Below are 18,827 nucleotides of genomic sequence, written 5' to 3'. Positions count from 1 at the left end.
TTTTCTCCAATCTACTAACTCAAATTTTTAATTATTGCCTTCACTTCTTCTATTGATAATTCTGCCAACTCAGCAATCATTGCAATACTAATTTTTTTATCCAATCCTCTTTTCACGAATTCTTTTTTATTTTGTTCTATTCCTTGTTCTATTCCTTGCTTTATTCCTTGCTCTATTCCTTGCTTTATTCCTTGTTTTATTCCTTGCTCTATTCCTTCAGTATACGCTGTATGATACTGACTTGCACTTTTTCGCCTCTCGTCTAGAAAATTGTTATATTTAGATCGTTCTTTTTTACTCATTTTTAATACATCCAAGCGCTCTTTTGCTTTATCAATACTTTTTGCAGTTGCTCCTTCTCTTACTTCACTGTTTTTAAACATATATATCCAGTCATCTAAATCCGTTTCTACATTATCATTAAACAGCCTCGTATTGATCAAGTAATATTCCGGAAAAATTTCTTTATAATTCTTTTTCTTACTTTTTATTCCTATATATTTGTCTGCCTTTTCTGGAATTAAATTTTCCTTTGTTTTTATATCTCGGAATGACATTTCTCCTTTATATACGCATTTTGTTCCTATATCAAAATACAATATACTAATCGATATCACTTTTATTACTTCTTCGTATCTTGCTCCATCTGGTAGATTATCTATTATTGTTCTACTTGTTTCATATAGCAATCTTTGCAAATAATCCGATTCCGCTGCATACTGGATTTCTATTATCATTCTTCGATTTTGCTCATCTCTTGTTAGCAAATCTACTCTATTAGACTTTAAATCAATGTCATTTTTATTGTTTTCACTTTCTAATATTTCCAATATTTTTACTTCTTCGTTTAGCAGTGCGTATAAAAATCCTTCCAATATATCAAAATTTGACTTCTCTCTTAGTATATACTTCATAGCGTAGTCAAATGAGATCACTTCTCTTCCCTGTTTCATACGTTTCCTCCCATACTATTCTATTACTTTTTTTATCAAAATCATTCCGTTTTCTTTAGTTTTTGCATTACTTAACATTTCATCTCGGCGATTTATATTTGTAACCACGTCTGTTCTTAACACATTCGTTACTTCTGCCGTCGACGGCTTAATGTTGCTTGTATCTGCTTCTTTCAATTGATTTGCAAATTCTATAATCGACAATAAATCATCTTTCAACTTCTCCTTTTCTTCTTCTTTAATTGAGAGCATCGCCAATGCCGCCACTTTATCTACATCCACATCTACATCATTACTTTTCGCCTTTTTCTTTACTATACCCTCCGCTGTATAAAGTCCTAAATTTAACACTTCTAGTTGCTCATCATCTACTAGATTTGGTGCATTTGTCATCAAGCAAGAAGCATCCTTTGTCTTCGGAAATGCTATAACTTCTCGCAATGAATTTGCTCCCACTAGCAACATTACAAGCCTATCTAACCCAAACGCAAATCCTGCATGCGGCGGAGTTCCATATTTAAACGCATCTACCATAAACCCAAATCTCTCTTTAATTTCTTCCTCAGAAAATCCTAATGCGCTAAACATCTTTTGCTGTATATCTGCATCATAAATTCTTACACTTCCACTTCCCAATTCAACTCCATTTAACACTACGTCATAAGCTTGTGCTCTGACCGCTCCTTTGTCAGTTTCTATTAGCGAAATATCTTCTAAATATGGCATTGTAAATGGATGGTGCATTGCCAAATATCGCCCTTCTTCTTCCGAATATTCAAATTGCGGAAAGTCGGTTACAAACAAAATTTTATAATCATCTTTTCTTCGCAAATTAAATATATCTGCTATTTCTAAGCGCAACACTCCCAAAACTTTGCGAACTATATCTAATTTATCTGCACAGAATAATATAAAGTCTCCATTTTTCGCTTCTGTCTTTTCAATAATTGCTTGAATATCGCTCTCATTAAAATATTTTTTTAATATCGAATATATTTCTCCATCCGGGCGAAGTGATATCCACGCCATACCTTTTGCTCCAAATGTTACTGCCGTCTTTGTCAATTCATCAATCTGACTTCTGCTGAGCACATCTCCACCTTTTATACAAATAGCTCTAACCACGCCACCTTGGTCAACAACATTTCTAAATACAGAAAATTCACACACTCTTGCGACTTCTGTAATATCTACTATTGGCAAATCAAACCGCAAGTCTGGCTTATCGCTGCCATATTTATCCATTGCAGTCTTCCAGGTAATCCTCGGAAACCTATCATCAAATTCTATATTCATAGAGTGTTTAAATATATACTTAAACAACTTTTCCAAATGTCTAAGCACATCTTCTTGCTCTACAAATGACATTTCCATATCTACTTGCGTAAACTCTGGCTGCCTATCTGCCCTCAAATCTTCGTCTCTAAAACATCTTGCAATTTGGTAATACTTATCAAGCCCTCCTACCATTAGCAATTGCTTGAATATCTGCGGCGACTGTGGCAATGCATAAAATTCTCCTGGATGTACACGACTGGGTACCAAATAATCTCTTGCACCTTCTGGCGTCGACTTAGTCAGCATAGGCGTTTCCACACTAATAAATCCATCGTTATCCAAATAATCTTGCGTCAATTTCTGTATCTTGTGTCTAAATTTTAAATTGCTTATCATAGCTTCTCGACGAATATCTAAAAATCTATATTTCAGCCTCAAATCTTCTCGCACTTCTTCGTCTAATGAAAAAGGCAACGGCGACGCTTCAGATAATAATCTACAATCTTCTGCATAAAGCTCCACCGTCCCTGTTGCTATCTTTGGATTAATAGTTTCATCATCTCTAAGACGGATTTTTCCCCTCACTTGCAATACACTCTGATTCTTTACTGCTTCTATTATCTTAAACTTATCCTTTAGCATTTCCAGGTCACATACTATTTGCAGCGTACCTTCTCTGTCATGTAAATCAATAAAAATTATCCCTCCCATATCTCGTTTCGTATTCACCCAGCCACAAACCTTTACGCTAGATTTCATATTACTTTCTCTAATATTTCCACAATAATGCGTCCTTAACATCTTTTCCTCCTAAATATTAATAAAAAAACACTCAACTTTTGTCGAGTGCTTCTTATTTTTAAAGTCATCTATCATTATAAAATATTACTGCAATCTGTCAAGATACTCTATTGATAATATTCCTCTATTAGTCTTCTGGTTAGATCCGACCATTCTCTAATTTTTTTATGCGGATTTACGCCTAAAGTACCTCCTATATTCAACACTAGTTCTGCATTACAATTATATTTTTTAACAGCCTCTAATACTCCTCTAATTTCTCTTTCCACTGCCACTTTATCGAGATTTTCTCCCAAAAATGGTACTCCAGCCGGTTTATAGCTATATACAAAATCACGACCTATGTTCTTTGCGGCCAGCTCATATTTATTCCACTCGGATATAGAAATTTTACGAGCATTTCTAAATTTACGTATTAAATCAACTTTATGCCCTAACACTTCACAGCAACCTACATTAATATACTTAAAGCATTCATTTAATTTTCTATCATACATATAGCTAAATTCTTCATGCATATCATTTGAAACGCAGGTAAATGCTTCTGCTATACTACCTCCCCAAGACTTATCCAATGGAATTTTATCCTTAAAGTAATCTCCCGGTTTCACATCTTTATAGTCTTTAATTCCAGTGGCATATTTAAGCCCAGACGAAGATCCAAGAGGATCCGACAAATCATAATTGCCCCATAATCCATTATTTACCAACAAATCAAGTCCTTTTTTATATTTATCTGCAATTGTTTCTAGCAACTCATGTACCCACTCCGGATCATCAACCATATCAATATATGCTTGCTCCATACCTCTAAACCAAGTAAATTGATCAGCTAGCTTACTTCCCCAAGCCGCGGCTCTTTTTACCACCGTCAATACAGGTTCAAAAATTTCTTGTGTCTGCTCAAAAATTTCCTCGGCAACATCTTTATTATATTTTAAAATAGGATCCTTAATAAGCGCAATATCTTCTGGCTTTATAATAATTGGTGCCAATTCATATGCACCAGATCCATCATCCTCTGCCGAACGAATCATTTTTTTTGATGGCAGCCCGCCAAATTGATCTATGTTATATCCAAAATGAGCCGCAATAACAGGTTCAACTACATTATCATCGCCAAGCTCTTTAATATAGAACATTCGCGTCTTAAAGTGCTTTTCATATTTAAGTGCAGCTTGAGACTTACATTTATAACTATCCTCCGGAAAAACTTCATTCAATGCAGCTGGCCAGTAGTGATTCATAAAAAGAGGTTTTGCATTAGGTTTTAGGTCATTAATATCATACCAATTTTGAATTTTAGATTTATTTTCTTCTGTATCTGCGATCTTTTTGTATTCAGTTGCAAGTTCCAACAAATAATCTCTTTCAAAATCGCTCATTCCTAAATTTTTCATATATGTTACTCCTTTTAATATAATTAAACTACATCACATCGTCATCATCTTCTAAGCAATTCTATCATAACCCAAATTATAAAAAATATCAATTTTATTTTCTCGTACAACTTTATTGCTATTGATATATGCAATTTTTTTTGGTATACTCTATCTTAAAGGAGTTTTAACAACTGCTAAAGCAACTTTGTCATACTAAGTAAAATTTTTAAAAAAGGAGGAAGTTGCCCAATAAAACCTTGTAAATTCCTTTTCAGTGAAGTAGAATGGCAATTATGTTTATACAGTTTTATAATTGTGGCAACGAATCATACATGGATTATTCAAAGAAAATTAAAGAGGAGAATGATGCTGAACAAAAATCTCATCGTGAGATTAAACGCACAACTCTCCTTGGCTTTAAAATTTTTTTGATTGGTTTAGTTATTGTAGTTTTTGGCGTATGTGGAGCAGCTCTTGCCTGGGTGTTAAATGTTATAGATGCAGCTCCAGATGTAAACACATTAGACCTTAAACCCAGAGATAATTATACCACTTTTATATATGATGTTTATGGCAATGAAATAGATCGTCTAAATAGTAACCAAGGCGAGGCTCGAATTTACGCTACTCTGGACGAAATTCCATATTATCTTCAAAAGGCACTTATTGCCATAGAAGATGCCCGTTTTTACCAACATAATGGTGTAGATATAAGGGGAGCTTTGCGTGCTATACTCGTAAATATACAAACAGCTTCACTATCAGAAGGAGCTAGTACCATCACTCAACAACTGATCAAAAATAATATACTAACCACTGACAGAACGTTTGAAAGAAAGCTTCAAGAAATGTATCTTGCATTACAATTTGAAAAAAAATATGATAAAGATCTTATTCTTGAATACTATTTAAATACACTAGCGCTAGGACATGGAATGAACGGAGTCCAAGCAGCATCTGATAGATATTTTAACAAAGATGTATCCGATTTGACTTTAGCCGAATCTGCCATACTTGCTGGAATAACACAATCTCCATCTAACTTTAGCCCTGTTACCAACCCAGAAGCAAACTGGGATAAAGCTCAACTTATCCTTCACAATATGGTAGAGCAAGGATATATAACAGAGGAAGAACGACTAGGAGCTCTTGCCGAAAAGGCATTACCAACAAATCCTCAATTTACACAAGATGCACAAAACGCTTTAGATGAAAATCCAAATATAGAAGTTGTTTCTGCGATACCCGGGTCAGATACTATTCAATTCTATACCACAAGATCAGGCGATACCGCACAAGGAACACTTTTTGGCAAAATAAGTGCTCTCAATGACGAATTTGTAGCCGCAATAGTACCACACACTTCTTTTGTGGACGCTGTTATTGACTCTGTAATTCGAGACTTTGTTGCAGAAGCAGATATGACAGAAGACGAAGCTACCAATATGTTATATGGTGGAGGACTAAAAATATATACTACGTTTAATCCTGAAATACAAGAGATAGTCGATCGTGTGATAAATAACGGCAACTTGTATCCTAATAATGAGAAAAAAATTCAGGTAGATTATCGTGTTTCTGTTATCAACGATGATGATACTCAAAAACACTACAGCGCAATAGGATTTGTTTCAAACTTTTATCAAGTAGATTCATTTAAAAACACAAAGTTAAAAGAATGGGGCATTACGGAGGACATGACCTATTTGGAAACAGTATACGAAACTTTAGAACCTCAAGCTTCTTTTGTAATAATCGATAACCAAACTGGCTATGTTCCTGCATTATCGGGAGGCCGAGGGGAAAAATCTGGTAGCCGTACTTTCAATCGTGCTACACAAGCAACTCGACAACCTGGTTCTACATTTAAAATACTAGCAGCATATGCGCCAGCTCTTGATACCGGACTCCTTTCTCCCGGATCTATTCTTTTGGACGAACCTTTAACAATAGAAATTACGCCAACAGAATTTTACACACCAAAAAACCATGATAACGTATATGTAGGTCCGTCAACAATGCGTCGAGGTATTTGGCATTCTGTAAACACAATGGCAGTTCGCACCGTTCAAATGCTAGGTCTTGATACAGCGTATCAATATGTACAAAATTTTGGATTTAGAACACTTAATAAAAATGGTAAAGATAAAGTATACGCATTACCTTTAGGTGGTCTCACTCACGGAGTCACTACAATTGATTTGGCCGGTGCATATGCAGCTCTAGCTAATGCTGGTGTATACCACGAACCAATATTATATACCAAAATTTTAGATATGGACGGAAATATGCTATTTGATAATAGTCCGCCTAGTCCTGAAAATCCAGAAGGACACCAAGAAACTCATCAAGTTGTTTCAGCTTCTACAGCATATTTGCTTACAGATATGATGGAAGATGTTATCAAAATAGGTACAGGAACAAAAATTAATCAAGATTTTTATTCTCATCCAATAGCCGGTAAAACTGGAACAACTAATGAATCAAAAGACTTAACCTTTGCAGGATATACGCCATACTATACTGCTGCCATTTGGTTAGGACACGATATACCAGAAGAACTTACTTCGTCTAGTACACATCATCTAACTATATGGGCCAAAATCATGCAAGAAATTCATGAAGATTTGCCATATCGAGATTTTACACCCACAACTACTGGATATGTAAAAGCCACTGTGTGCTCAATTACAGGAATGAAACCTACCTATAACTGTACCAAAACTCACACAGACTATTTTAGACCGGAACATATAATAGATGAATATTGTACTGGACATCATTCTTCTCCAGAAATGCCATCCTTAGAAGTTAAAGTTGATTTGCCTACCGCTCCTGTAGAAGAACAAGTTATTATAATTCCACCTCCACCACCTACAGAACCGCTTACTTCAACTTTAATACCAGAACCACAATTAATACAAACTCCAGTAACTATAATAGACTCTGTGATACCAGAACCTACACTAGCTCCTGCTCCACCAACTGTAATACCAACTCCCGAGCCATTGCCGTTACCAACTCCGCCATCCGCACCATCGCCAGCAATGCCTCAAATATCAATACCCGAATTATTACCACCTCTAGTTTATACACCAGAGTATCAACCAACTGCAGAAGATGAAGAAGAATTTTTTATTCCTTAAAAAAAACGTTGTTGCCCCCCTTTATATATTCAATCATACAAAATCATTCCCTCCTTTGCGAGGGGGGGGTCACATGCAACAGACTTCTGTACATATTTACCCCTTTATAACTAAAACTTAGGAGACCAAAACATGGAAAAAATATATATGACATTAGATTGTGAATTTGACGAATTTGGGCTAGTTCGCGAACTAGCTCTTATTTTATTTGATAGAAATAAACTCATACGCGTATTAGAAATTTTTATTAGTCAATCCGGAGCCTCAGATATTAAATTTAAAGAAAATCAAAATAACTATCACATTAATAATCCTCAACCTATGGCCGGATGTATCAATGAATTTTTAAAAGGTTGCGAACAAACATACCCTCTAAATGAAATAAAATTTGTCGGAATGAGCTTAGAACACGATTTAAAATCTCTTGACAAAACAATTAATACTCCAACAAACTTAAATAAATTAAAACAACGGACCCAACTAGAAGTATGTGGTCGGGGCACTTTAGAGATTAAAGCTGATAATTTTAATATTACTAAAGCCCAAATTAAGCATCTCATTAGCAATCTAGCAAGTCCTTTACACACTAGATTTTATAAATTTCACACTGCTTTATATGACGCATTAGTCACTGGATATGTATATCTCAAGGTTATGGGTATCCCGGATGCCATGGAACTAGACTCTCGCCTCAAAAAATGCACTCACACATATTACAAAAATTATCATAACGATTTATACGATAACTTAATGCAGAAGAAAAATAATCCTAAGAAAATTATGGATTCTGAACCCGTCAAAATTCCCAGAAATTTTCCAGAAGTACGCTTTAGAGTTCAAAAAAACCTAAGCAACGTATTCGATATAGCCGTTCGAGAAATTTTCTTCTTCCATTTAACCAAATTTAAATATGAGCCCAGCATAAAAAGAGTAAATTCCCTAAAAGAAAGTATTATGAAAGAAATGTATCTCCTTAAAATAGAAGTTGCTAAATATGATACTACCCCCCAAATCACTGATCCATACAACCCATCGCTTGTTCAGGCTGCCCGAGCATTGATGGAAAATAAAATAACGATCGAAGAATTTGTTGATTTCTCAATATATATGCAGCAATACAATTTGCCCGTCGGTATGGGAACATATTACCGCGTATATAATGAAAAAAAAGAAGTATACGTACGAACTCTTAGCGAAAACACTGCCAAAAAAATGCTTGGCAAATTACCTTACGCTACTATATGGCAATTTAGAAACAAGAGCATTCCTCATTGCAATATAGAAATTCTTCCTGAACCATCAAATCAATTAACCGCAACAACCTCGCCCACCGCTGCCAATAATAATTTTTTTGACAACGAGTTTTAATCGATTTCCCCTGCTCTTTTTAATGCAGTCTTAGTAAGGGCAGGCCCTATCATTCCATAAATAAATGTTCCACAAAGTACAATTGCTCTGATTTGAATAGCATATTCCGGCACCACGTCTTCTGCCAATAGCGCTAATGCAATAGCAACTCCCTCTTGCGGAATCAGCGTTGCCCCCAAATATTTTTGAACAGTTGCCGGAGCACGCATAATCTTTGCCGCTATCGCTGCCCCAGAAATTTTTCCTACTACTCGAAACACAATATAAATCATTCCCACAAGCCCCAACGTCGGCAATACCGATACATCTAGTTCCGCGCCAGAAATCACAAAGAATATCATATAAAGAGGCGGAGTAATTTCATCTGCTACATCCACAATGCTATCACTTTCAACATACACATTCGCAAACATCGCTCCCATTGCCATACAAGTTAGCAAACTCGAAAATCCAAACAAATCCGCAACGGCAATTGTCAATGCCACAAATGCTATTATAACAGATAGCTGTCCCCCTTTATTCTTAACCCATATAATAGGAAACTTCATTAAAAATCCCAACACAACTCCCGTCACTAATGACCCAAATATCTGTCCAAAGGGTTCCAACAACATCGCTACCATAGAACCGCTTCCCGTCGCAATTGCCTTTGCAATCGTTACCGCAAATCCAAAACTAATCAAACATACCGCATCATCAAGAGCTACAACACTCAAAAGTGTTTCTGTTACAGGCCCCTTAGCATTATATTCTTTTACCACCATTATTGTCGAAGCTGCGGCCGTCGCTGTTGCTATCGCTCCCAAAACCAACGAAAACGTTAGATCAAAATTGAATAACAACATAACACCCGTTACTAGCAACATAGCACCCAAAGCTTCGAAGATAGCAATAACTATTGGTGCCGCTCCAACACGCCTAAAATAACTCAGCTTAAATTCTCCCCCAACCGAAAACGCTATAAATCCTAACGCCAAATTGGATATAATTGCAAAATCACTAATAATATCAACCGATACAATCTTTAGTAATGAAGGTCCCAGCAATAACCCCGCTGCCAAATATCCTGTTACACTTGGTAGTTTCAGCTTATTGGCTATCTTTTCGAATATCAATCCTACAAGCAACATTATTGCAAGGTCTGTTAATATTGTATCCATTTTAATCCTTCTTTCTTAATTGTTTTTTCTTATCATGATATGCATTACTCCAAAAATAGTTAAAATTTCTTATATTGCATTCAATTTATTCATTGCGGCTTCTATATCTTTTGTAACAAAAGTTGTCACCGCATCCTTAAAGCTTGGCATACTATCTTTAATTTTTTCTATCTCCATGTCTGTAAATTTAGACAATACATAGTCTACCAGCAAATATCCTTCCGGTGGGCGACCAATCCCTATTCTCGCTCTAGGAAAATTTTGGGTTTTGATGTGTTCGATTATATTTTTTATGCCATTGTGGCCTCCTGCGCTCCCTGTTCTTTTCATTTTTATAACCCCTGTTTCAAATGCTGTATCATCATATATCACCAATATCTCTTCTGCTGTTAGCTTATAAAAATTCATGCATTCTATTAATGATTCGCCACTTAGGTTCATAAATGTCAATGGCTTTAGCAACAATATTTTCTCACCCTCAATTATCCCCTCTCCAGAAATTCCTCTAAATCGGTTTTTGTTCATTGCTATTCCATAATAATGCGCTAAATAATCCACCGCATAGAATCCTGCATTATGCTTTGTTGCGACATATTTTGCTCCCGGGTTTCCAAGTCCAATAACTAATTTCATAACATTCTCCTTTTAAAACATTTTCTTCTTTACCATAACCAAAATCCCCAAAATTACAAATATTGCTGATATTATCAATATATAAGCTAATGCAGCAGGGTTTTTCATAAACGGCACCGGTACATTCATTCCAAACAAACTAAATATCATTGTCGGCAATGCCAAAACTATTGTTATAGATGTCAATCTTTGCATTACTGTGTTCAAATTATTTGATATAACAGATGCAAAGGCGTCACGAGTTTCGCTCAAAATACTACTGTATACGTTTGCCATCTCTATTGCCTGCTTATTTTCTACAATTACATCTTCTAGCAAATCTTCGTCTTCGGGATACTGCTTAATTGTATCCATTCTAAGCATTTTTTCAAGGACAATATCGTTTGCACACAAAGATGTAGAAAAATAAACTAAACTTTTTTCTAAGGTCAATAAATACAACAAATCCTCATTTCTCAGATTTTTAATCAATTGCTTTTCGATTCTGTTACCCACTCTATCAATGCATCTTAAATATTGCAAATAATATGACGCATTTTTATATAAAATTTGTAAGATAAATCTAGTTCTCTTTTTAGTCGAAAAATTTTTAATCTTGTTTTCGGCAAAATCTTCAATCAACTCTACCGCTACATTACATACGGTCACAATAAAATTTTCACATACAATAATTTCTAACGGAACAGTCGAAAATTCTTGTACCGCTCCTTTTTCACGTATAGCCATATCCACCACTATAATCGTATAGTTATCTTCTACCGCAATATGCGCAGTTTCTTCGCTATCAAGCCCTAATATTATATCTGATCTATCTATCCCGGTACTTGCAATTACTTTGTCTACCTCATATTTGTTTGGCACCGTCAGTCGTATCCAGCATCCAGGCTCAATCTCTGCAGTTTCACAGTTCTTTCCCGATGCATCTGTCTTATATATATTAAGCATAACATCATCCTTTAAACTTGTAGTCTATTTTATATATATTTATTTACTAAAAATTTTGTACCATATTATCGGCTTTTTTCTAAAATTTTCCATTATATTGTCCGATATATAAAGAGAGTATAAAGTTGAGATGTATATGATTACAGGAGGTGATTATTATGACATCTAACATTTTGGCCACACTTGCTACCCCTAATGTTTATATCAAACAAGACCGCAAAGTACAACAAGATTTATACCAACTCAAAAAAAAAACGGAAGCAACTACTCAAAAGGTTAATGCAACTGCACAGTCAACCGACGACGAAGACTCTACCGATGATAAACACGATTCAAACCAAGATGCGCAAGAGGCGTATAAAAGGATGATGAATTCGGTAAATATATTCAAAAAATATTAGTTAGCATTCAACAAAACTCATTTTATTATACACAGTGAAGGATATCTGACTATCTTTCACTGAAAAAAAAATAGCCGACATAAATTCGGCTACAGTTCTTTAAACATATCTTTAATTGAGTTTTCTGGAGCAAATGCACCACATCTACACCAACGCACAAATTGCTCGCAGTTATTCGAAAATAAATCATAATTATTCTCACCCATTCGGCTTCTGGCTCGAGATACAATCTCCTCTGCTACATAATGTGCCGGGCTATCTTCGGCTGGTCGAATTCTAATTTTAGAGCCATCTGCAAACGTCTCTATCGAGTCCTCTTTTACCTGCTCTTTTAAATAATGAATAACCCTTCCATTTCCTATATATAACCCATGGTGCGTATAGCCCAATCGCCAAACCCACAAATGATCTCCCACTTCTGGTATTTGATTTTCTATCAATATTTCTTCTTTCCAAGTTTTAGCGTGCAGTGCTTCAAAGCTGTTATTTACATTGTCAATCCCTTTTTTGACTATATCTAGGCCAGCATTTACAGTATTATTAAATTTTTTTACTGATTTGCCAAATTCCGGATTTACCTCATCAAATGTTTCTTCAAACTTCTTCTGAACTTCTCTACCAATTCTACGCAACTCTTCTCTATCATGACGTGAAATCTCCGGAATCTTGCTATTGAACCCATTTTCTTTCTGCAGCTCCTTAAAGAAATCTAACATAGCTACTCACCCTTTTTAGCATAAATATACACTAACATTATAGCCAAATAATGCACAAAATATAACTCACCAATCCACTTTTTCTGCCCACTTTAGGTCATAATTATTATCTACACAAAACTTATACATAGCGTTAAAATCATTTATCTCCTGCTTTGTCATTTCTGTATGAATACTTTTTAATACAATAACACCATTACGTATATCCGTTGCTAAATTAGGTTTATACGCCACAGCATCTATATGGGCAAATTCCACATCCTTCTTATTTTTAAATGGTGTGTTTGTAAACTGGCATTGTGTTATTTTTTCACTCTTAATTTTTTTGTTTTTGAGTGTCGCTCTAGATGAAATCATATCTCCCAAAAACTTGTATTTCAAATGTCTAATATATTCAAAAGTTTTAAATAACCTAATTGATGTATTAACGTAATTTATATATCTACCTTTGGTTCCACCACTTAACGCATCGGAATAATCCAATATTGCCATCAATGATGGTTGAGAAATATAATCTTTGTCGTTATGAACTACTACTGATGTTACAGCTTGTAGTTGTGGAGGATTGCCTTGGTATATCAGATTTCTTGCTATACCCGGCTTTGTCCTCAAAATATTATGAATTCCCTCTACCCTAAAATACAAAATTCCAGTTTTCGAATCTATGATAGTATGGTTTTGAATTTGGTTATTAATTGCTGTTAATGTGTTTTTATTAAAATTATCCTCTTTATCTCCAATTTTTAATAGGGTCAATTTTTTATGCAAATCAAATGATTTTTGAAAGTTAGGACTATTTTTTAACTCTTCATATACTACTATTTCATTTTTTTGTTCCTTTTTTTGTTCTTTTTGTTCTTTTTGTTCTTTTAATTGTTCACTCACTTATGATTTCCCCACCATTCTATTATAAATTTTATTTATCGCACTTGTAGTTTCCTCTAACATGTCCATGTTTTGTTTTTGATCTGGATGGAACATTTTGGCATATTTATTACGCCACTCTTTTGCTTTTTCAGCACTCAAATAGTGTAATCTGGTAATCCCCAAAGACGCGTCAAAAATGGAATTATAATTAATCAATTTATATGCTATCTCATGAATCTCAGACTTAAAAAATCCTCTATTATCAGATTCTCCCAAATCAATTGCTTGTTTCTCTACTCTAACTTCTGTCATTGCTTTGGCCTTAATCTCTTCTCTAACTTCTTTCATTACTTCGGCCTTAATCTCTTCTCTAACTTCTTCCATTATTTCAGCCTTAATCTCTTCTCTAACTTCTTCCATTATTTCAGCCTTAATCTCTTCTCTAACTTCTTCCATTACTTCGGCTTTTGTAACTTCCATAGCTTCGGCTTTTACTTCTGCCTTTACAGCTTCCATAACTTCCGCTTTTGCTTCCGCCTTTGCAGTTTCCATTACTTCCGCTTTTGCTAATTCCATAACTTCGGCTTTTGCTTGCAACATAATTTCTGCTTTAGCTTCTTCCATTACTTCTGCCATTGCAAATTCCATAACTTCCGCTTTTGCTTCCGCCTTGGCAAATTCCATAACTTCCGCTTTTGCTTCCGCCTTGGCAGCTTCTAGAACTTCCGCTTTTGCTTCCGCCTTTGCAGCTTCTAGAACTTCCGCTTTTGCTTCCGCCTTTGCAGCTTCCATAACCTCAGCTTTTGCTTCTACTATCGCAGCTTCCATAACTTCCGCTTTTGCTTCCGCCTTTGCAGTTTCCATAACTTCCGCTTTTACTTCTGCCTTTACAGCTTCCATAACTTCCACTTTTACTTCTGCCTTTACAGCTTCCATAACCTCGGCTTTTGCTTCTACTTCGCAGCTTCTATAACTTCCGCTTTTGCTTCCGCCTTGGCAGCTTCCATAACTTCCGCTTTTACTTCTGCCTTTACAGCTTCCATAACCTCAGCTTTTGCTTCTACTATCGCAGCTTCTAGAACTTCCGCTTTTGCTTCCGCCTTTGCAGTTTCCATTACTTCCGCTTTTACTTCTGCCTTTACAGCTTCCATAACCTCAGCTTTTGCTTCTACTATCGCAGCTTCTAGAACTTCCGCTTTTGCTTCCGCCTTTGCAGTTTCCATTACTTCCGCTTTTACTTCTGCCTTTGCAGCTTCCATAACCTCAGCTTTTGCTTCTACTATCGCAGCTTCCATAACTTCCGCTTTTACTTCCGCCTTTGCAGCTTCCATAACTTCCGCTTTTACTTCTGCCTTTACAGCTTCCATAACTTCCGCTTTTACTTCTGCCTTTACAGCTTCCATAACCTCGCTTTTGCTTCTACTATCGCAGCTTCTATAACTTCCGCTTTTGCTTCCGCCTTTGCAGCTTCCATTACTTCCGCTTTTACTTCTGCCTTTACAGCTTCCATAACCTCAGCTTTTGCTTCTACTATCGCAGCTTCTAGAACTTCCGCTTTTGCTTCCGCCTTTGCAGTTTCCATTACTTCCGCTTTTACTTCTGCCTTTACAGCTTCCATAACCTCAGCTTTTGCTTCTACTATCGCAGCTTCTAGAACTTCCGCTTTTGCTTCCGCCTTTGCAGCTTCCATAACTTCCGCTTTTACTTCTGCCTTTACAGCTTCCATAACCTCAGCTTTTGCTTCTACTATCGCAGCTTCTAGAACTTCCGCTTTTGCTTCCGCCTTGGCAACTTCCATAACCTCGGCTTTTACTTCCGCCCTTGCTAATTCCATAACCTCGGCTTTTGCTTGCAACATAATTTCCGCTTTAGCTTCTTCCATTACTTCTGCCATTGCAAATTCCATAACTTCCGCTTTTGCTTCCGCCTTGGCAGCTTCCATAACCTCGGCTTTTGCTTCCGCCTTTACAGCTTCCATAACTTCCGCTTTTGCTTGTACATCAACGATTGTATTTGTATTCTGTTGCTGCATAAAGTTTTGTATCCGCATTATGAAAATTGGTATGTCTACTTTACGTTGGAAATTAATTATTCCCTTTAATTCTAACGTTTCTAATACGTTCAATCTCAAAGCATTAAACTCCGCTTTTTTATCACATACATTATTTAGCATTTGCGTCTCTACAATACCTCGCTCTATCAGCTTTTGCAATTTTGTAATAAACTGATACATTTGGTCAAATCCTCGAAATCCTATAATGTTTACCAAGTTTAAATCTATTAGTATTTCCTTTTTAAGGTCCTCAAATTTTCCCAACTTTTTCAGATCTTCTTTTGTACTAATTTTAATCCATTTGTCCATATACAATTTCTCCTCAATTATAAAAATTTAATTGTCCATTTTATTCTATGTTCCATTTTATCCATATATTACTATATTAATTTATAATTTCCCATTTTAAAAAGCTGCCACATTGTTAGCGACAGCTTCCTCTTTTACTTAAGTTCACTATATAATTTTTGAAGATCGCTATACTCAGTATCTGTATCTCCATACTCTTTTTTCAACGATTCCAACAATCTTTTTGCCACTTCTCTCATTTGTTCATAGTTCGGATCATCATACACATTATTAAGCTCCATCGGGTCATTCTTTAGATCATATAACTCAAATCCACCCGGTGTAATAGTTTGCACCGCCCCTGTTGCATCGAGAGGCATCCCATAATAGAAAATCAATTTATAGTCTTTGGTTACCACTCCATAATGTGCCGGATTATCATGTCGATGAGCCAAGTGCATCCAGTATCTAAAATAAACTCCTTCGTGGATTGCTTCGTGTTCACCTTTTATGATATCTCTAGCGCTTACGCCTTGCATTTCTGCTGGCACTTCAATTCCTGCATAGTCCAAAATAGTTGGTGCGATATCAATATTTGCCATTAACTCTTTGGATACCGTATTGGGTTTAATTTCATCTCTGTATCTAATCATCAATGGTGTCCCTAAACTTTCCTCATAACTCCATCGCTTATCTTGATAGTCGTGCTCTCCCAAAAACATTCCTTGATCAGAAGTATAAATTATAACGGTATCGTCCAAAATATTTTCATGTTTAAGCACTGTATACAAATATCCAACAGATTCATCAATGGATGCCACAGTTCTCAAATAATCCTTCAAGTATTTTTGATACGCTGCGATGCCTTTTTCCTCAAAAGTCATATCCTCTGTTCCTTCAAGCGGCCCTGTTACATAATTTGGCTTGCAAAATTCATTATACAAACTTCTTACTTTATGTCTCGGAGTAACGCTTGAGCCATACTCTCTTGATGCTATATTTCTGTGCGATCTATCTTCAAATAAGCTTTCTGGTATCGGAATGTCAACGCCATCAAAGATGTCTTTATATTTTGCCGCAAATTGCCAATAATCATGCGGTGCTTTGTGATTACACATAATAAAGAACGGCTTATTTTTATCGCGATTTAAAATATAATCCTTCGTCATATCAGTGATTATTTCTGTCACATATCCTTCATATTTTTTAAATTCACCTTCAGAAGTCCTAAATTCAGGATCCCAATAAATCCCTTGCTGTCTTGGATGCTTTCCATTTATCATGTCTAAATATTGATATTCTTCAAATCCAATTGGATCGCAATCTAGATGCCACTTTCCAAACATAGCCGTTTGATACCCTGCGTCTGTCATAATTTTTGCCAAGTTTAGAGGCTGATTTGGATTCCACTTATCTGCTAATGTTTTTACCCCATTCTTGTTTCCGTATTGACCCGTCATCACAGTCGCTCTTGCTGGCACACATATCGAGTTTGTTGCATAATAATTGTCCATTCTGCATCCTTCGTATGCTATTCTATCAAGATTTGGTGTCTTAAATACACTCGATAACATGGAGTTATAGCAGCTAATAGAATTGCTTGCGTGATCATCTGACATGATATATAAAATATTTGGTTGCTTCAAAATTAATCCCCTTCTCTTTTTAAATTATCTTCTACTCAATTTTTCAAAAACTTCATTATAATACAACGCATTTTCTAACGGAGTATTCGAAGGAATGTGGTTTCCTACTGCCATAAAAAATCCTGGGCAATCCTTACCAATATCCACACAGCGTTTTACCTCATTGTAAATTTCTTCTTTTGTACCTGTTAGCAATATTCTTGTATCTGCGTTGCCTACAAATGAGTGAGTCTTACCATATCTTTTGGCTATATATTCCATGTCTGTAGTGGGCTCCATTACAAAACCGTTTACTCCGCAGTCTGCAATATCGTCTACAAATTCATTAAAGGTTCCGTCGCTTGTATAGATAATCTTTTTGCCCGCTTCTTTTAGTGGTTCAAACATTTTTTTGTAATTCGGAAATACAAACTCTCTATACCATTTTGGATTCACAAATGCTCCCGATGTCCACACAATATCGTCATGTACATTTACAATCGGTGTATCTGTATCTGCTAGCGCTCTAAAAAATGGCATCATCCATTCGGTATATCTATCCGCCACTTTTCCAAACTGTTTCGCATCTATGGCTAGTGCCAATAGCAACATTTCCCAGCCAAATATATCGATTAGTCCCGAAACTAGCGTAATATAAGTCCCTGTAGTATTCACGGCATCTGGAAACGCTGCACACTTTTCTCTATAATTAGTGTTTAATTTTTCTAATGCTAATCGCTCATCTACTTCTCCATACACTTCTATTGGATCAAATGTCAAACATTCTTCTGGTTCTTTAAACGGGCAAGAAACTTCTTTATTGAAGTCGACTCCTCCTGCAGCAAAAGTCGCATGACCCATTCGAGTTCTACATTTATTTAAATACTGAGAGTGAACAAATACATTCCAAACATAAGAATAATCCCAAGCTTTCACAAAAGCCGATGTCGCCTTATCTTGCTCTGCTTTTAAGCTTTTTTCATCTACCTTAATTCCTGTAACAGCATCAATCAATTTCCAATACCTATGAGCCGAATATTCTGTTCTTGGTATTCTGTCTGTCATTTCCAAATTAAATGCTGCCATTCCACGTTCGTACGACATAAATCACCTCTTCATCAATAAAATAATCATCAATAAAATAATCTGCCACAAAGAATATGACTGATATTTTCATTCTAAGCTAAAATTATATTTATTGCAAGTATAAG

16 protein-coding genes are annotated in these 18,827 nt (G+C 35.8%); 3 read left to right on the top strand and 13 right to left on the bottom strand.

Annotated features, from left to right (window positions below; all coding sequences use genetic code 11):
• Positions 1 to 14: 14 nt before the first annotated feature.
• The 3 genes from PCY70_RS12050 to PCY70_RS12040 all read right to left on the bottom strand — a co-directional run bounded on the left by PCY70_RS12050 (position 15) and on the right by PCY70_RS12040 (position 4,432).
• Positions 15 to 953, bottom strand: a complete 939-nt coding sequence (locus tag PCY70_RS12050; RefSeq protein WP_305767518.1) for an Rpn family recombination-promoting nuclease/putative transposase — start codon at positions 951 to 953, stop codon at positions 15 to 17.
• Positions 954 to 968: 15 nt separating this feature from the next.
• Positions 969 to 3,032, bottom strand: coding sequence for an aspartate--tRNA ligase (gene aspS / locus PCY70_RS12045; protein WP_305767517.1), 2,064 nt, complete (start codon positions 3,030 to 3,032; stop codon positions 969 to 971).
• Positions 3,033 to 3,139: 107 nt separating this feature from the next.
• A complete protein-coding gene (locus PCY70_RS12040) occupies positions 3,140 to 4,432 on the bottom strand; it encodes a uroporphyrinogen decarboxylase/cobalamine-independent methonine synthase family protein (protein WP_029488221.1) in 1,293 nt (430 codons plus the stop codon).
• A gap of 275 nt (positions 4,433 to 4,707) precedes the next feature.
• On the opposite strand from PCY70_RS12040, the gene PCY70_RS12035 reads away from it, so the two are divergent.
• Together PCY70_RS12035 and PCY70_RS12030 are read left to right on the top strand one after the other, a co-directional pair.
• Positions 4,708 to 7,560 (top strand): transglycosylase domain-containing protein, encoded by a 2,853-nt coding sequence (locus PCY70_RS12035; RefSeq protein ID WP_305767516.1) that lies wholly within the window; start codon positions 4,708 to 4,710, stop codon positions 7,558 to 7,560.
• 132 nt (positions 7,561 to 7,692) lie between these two features.
• Entirely contained in the window at positions 7,693 to 8,928 is a 1,236-nt protein-coding gene (locus PCY70_RS12030) for a hypothetical protein (protein WP_305767515.1), read from the top strand.
• Here the strand turns inward: PCY70_RS12030 and PCY70_RS12025 are convergent.
• The 3 genes from PCY70_RS12025 to PCY70_RS12015 form a co-directional block, all read right to left on the bottom strand.
• Positions 8,925 to 10,088 (bottom strand): cation:proton antiporter, encoded by a 1,164-nt coding sequence (locus tag PCY70_RS12025; RefSeq protein ID WP_305767514.1) that lies wholly within the window; start codon positions 10,086 to 10,088, stop codon positions 8,925 to 8,927. The two genes, PCY70_RS12030 and PCY70_RS12025, sit on opposite strands and share 4 nt — an antisense overlap.
• Positions 10,089 to 10,157: 69 nt before the next feature.
• Positions 10,158 to 10,721 carry an aminoacyl-tRNA hydrolase gene (pth, locus tag PCY70_RS12020; RefSeq protein WP_010168119.1) on the bottom strand — a complete coding sequence of 188 codons (564 nt, stop codon included), beginning with the start codon at positions 10,719 to 10,721 and terminating at the stop codon, positions 10,158 to 10,160.
• A 12-nt stretch (positions 10,722 to 10,733) separates the two neighbouring features.
• Positions 10,734 to 11,666 (bottom strand): magnesium transporter CorA family protein, encoded by a 933-nt coding sequence (locus tag PCY70_RS12015; RefSeq protein ID WP_305767513.1) that lies wholly within the window; start codon positions 11,664 to 11,666, stop codon positions 10,734 to 10,736.
• 158 nt (positions 11,667 to 11,824) lie between these two features.
• On the opposite strand from PCY70_RS12015, the gene PCY70_RS12010 reads away from it, so the two are divergent.
• On the top strand, positions 11,825 to 12,067 hold the full coding sequence (locus PCY70_RS12010) for a hypothetical protein (protein ID WP_010168117.1): 243 nt from the start codon (positions 11,825 to 11,827) through the stop codon (positions 12,065 to 12,067).
• A gap of 89 nt (positions 12,068 to 12,156) precedes the next feature.
• On the opposite strand, the gene PCY70_RS12005 is transcribed toward PCY70_RS12010, so the two are convergent.
• From PCY70_RS12005 to PCY70_RS11975, 7 genes are all read right to left on the bottom strand, one after another.
• On the bottom strand, positions 12,157 to 12,783 hold the full coding sequence (locus PCY70_RS12005; protein ID WP_010168116.1) for a lecithin retinol acyltransferase family protein: 627 nt from the start codon (positions 12,781 to 12,783) through the stop codon (positions 12,157 to 12,159).
• A 66-nt stretch (positions 12,784 to 12,849) separates the two neighbouring features.
• Positions 12,850 to 13,668, bottom strand: a complete 819-nt coding sequence (locus PCY70_RS12000) for a hypothetical protein (RefSeq protein ID WP_305767512.1) — start codon at positions 13,666 to 13,668, stop codon at positions 12,850 to 12,852.
• The gene (locus PCY70_RS11995) at positions 13,669 to 14,586 is read right to left on the bottom strand and encodes a flotillin family protein (protein WP_305767511.1); all 918 of its coding nucleotides are present in this window, start codon (positions 14,584 to 14,586) and stop codon (positions 13,669 to 13,671) included.
• Positions 14,587 to 14,603: 17 nt separating this feature from the next.
• On the bottom strand, positions 14,604 to 15,053 hold the full coding sequence (locus PCY70_RS11990; protein ID WP_305767510.1) for a hypothetical protein: 450 nt from the start codon (positions 15,051 to 15,053) through the stop codon (positions 14,604 to 14,606).
• Complete coding sequence (locus PCY70_RS11985; protein WP_305767509.1) at positions 15,041 to 16,012, bottom strand: hypothetical protein; 972 nt, start codon at positions 16,010 to 16,012, stop codon at positions 15,041 to 15,043. The genes PCY70_RS11990 and PCY70_RS11985 overlap by 13 nt, the downstream gene beginning before the upstream one ends.
• Positions 16,013 to 16,146: 134 nt before the next feature.
• A complete protein-coding gene (locus PCY70_RS11980; RefSeq protein WP_305767508.1) occupies positions 16,147 to 17,637 on the bottom strand; it encodes a sulfatase-like hydrolase/transferase in 1,491 nt (496 codons plus the stop codon).
• Positions 17,638 to 17,661: 24 nt separating this feature from the next.
• Positions 17,662 to 18,720 carry a uroporphyrinogen decarboxylase family protein gene (locus PCY70_RS11975; RefSeq protein ID WP_305767507.1) on the bottom strand — a complete coding sequence of 353 codons (1,059 nt, stop codon included), beginning with the start codon at positions 18,718 to 18,720 and terminating at the stop codon, positions 17,662 to 17,664.
• Between the last annotated feature and the right edge of the window lie 107 nt (positions 18,721 to 18,827).

This window comes from Candidatus Epulonipiscium viviparus (genome assembly GCF_030708075.1).
Taxonomy (GTDB): domain Bacteria; phylum Bacillota; class Clostridia; order Lachnospirales; family Cellulosilyticaceae; genus Epulonipiscioides; species Epulonipiscioides viviparus.
This window is presented reverse-complemented; position numbering and strand designations above follow the sequence as displayed.

Bases quoted from the DNA above. Each gene is read 5' to 3' on its own strand.
- PCY70_RS12050 (WP_305767518.1), bottom strand. From the start codon at position 953: ATGAAACAGGGAAGAGAAGTGATCTCATTTGACTACGCTATGAAGTAT.
- aspS (WP_305767517.1), bottom strand. From the start codon at position 3,032: ATGTTAAGGACGCATTATTGTGGAAATATTAGAGAAAGTAATATGAAA.
- PCY70_RS12040 (WP_029488221.1), bottom strand. From the start codon at position 4,432: ATGAAAAATTTAGGAATGAGCGATTTTGAAAGAGATTATTTGTTGGAA.
- PCY70_RS12035 (WP_305767516.1), top strand. From the start codon at position 4,708: ATGTTTATACAGTTTTATAATTGTGGCAACGAATCATACATGGATTAT.
- PCY70_RS12030 (WP_305767515.1), top strand. From the start codon at position 7,693: ATGGAAAAAATATATATGACATTAGATTGTGAATTTGACGAATTTGGG.
- PCY70_RS12025 (WP_305767514.1), bottom strand. From the start codon at position 10,088: ATGGATACAATATTAACAGACCTTGCAATAATGTTGCTTGTAGGATTG.
- pth (WP_010168119.1), bottom strand. From the start codon at position 10,721: ATGAAATTAGTTATTGGACTTGGAAACCCGGGAGCAAAATATGTCGCA.
- PCY70_RS12015 (WP_305767513.1), bottom strand. From the start codon at position 11,666: ATGCTTAATATATATAAGACAGATGCATCGGGAAAGAACTGTGAAACT.
- PCY70_RS12010 (WP_010168117.1), top strand. From the start codon at position 11,825: ATGACATCTAACATTTTGGCCACACTTGCTACCCCTAATGTTTATATC.
- PCY70_RS12005 (WP_010168116.1), bottom strand. From the start codon at position 12,783: ATGTTAGATTTCTTTAAGGAGCTGCAGAAAGAAAATGGGTTCAATAGC.
- PCY70_RS11995 (WP_305767511.1), bottom strand. From the start codon at position 14,586: ATGGAAGCTGTAAAGGCAGAAGTAAAAGTGGAAGTTATGGAAGCTGTA.
- PCY70_RS11990 (WP_305767510.1), bottom strand. From the start codon at position 15,053: ATGGAAGCTGTAAAGGCAGAAGTAAAAGCGGAAGTTATGGAAGCTGTA.
- PCY70_RS11985 (WP_305767509.1), bottom strand. From the start codon at position 16,012: ATGGACAAATGGATTAAAATTAGTACAAAAGAAGATCTGAAAAAGTTG.
- PCY70_RS11975 (WP_305767507.1), bottom strand. From the start codon at position 18,720: ATGTCGTACGAACGTGGAATGGCAGCATTTAATTTGGAAATGACAGAC.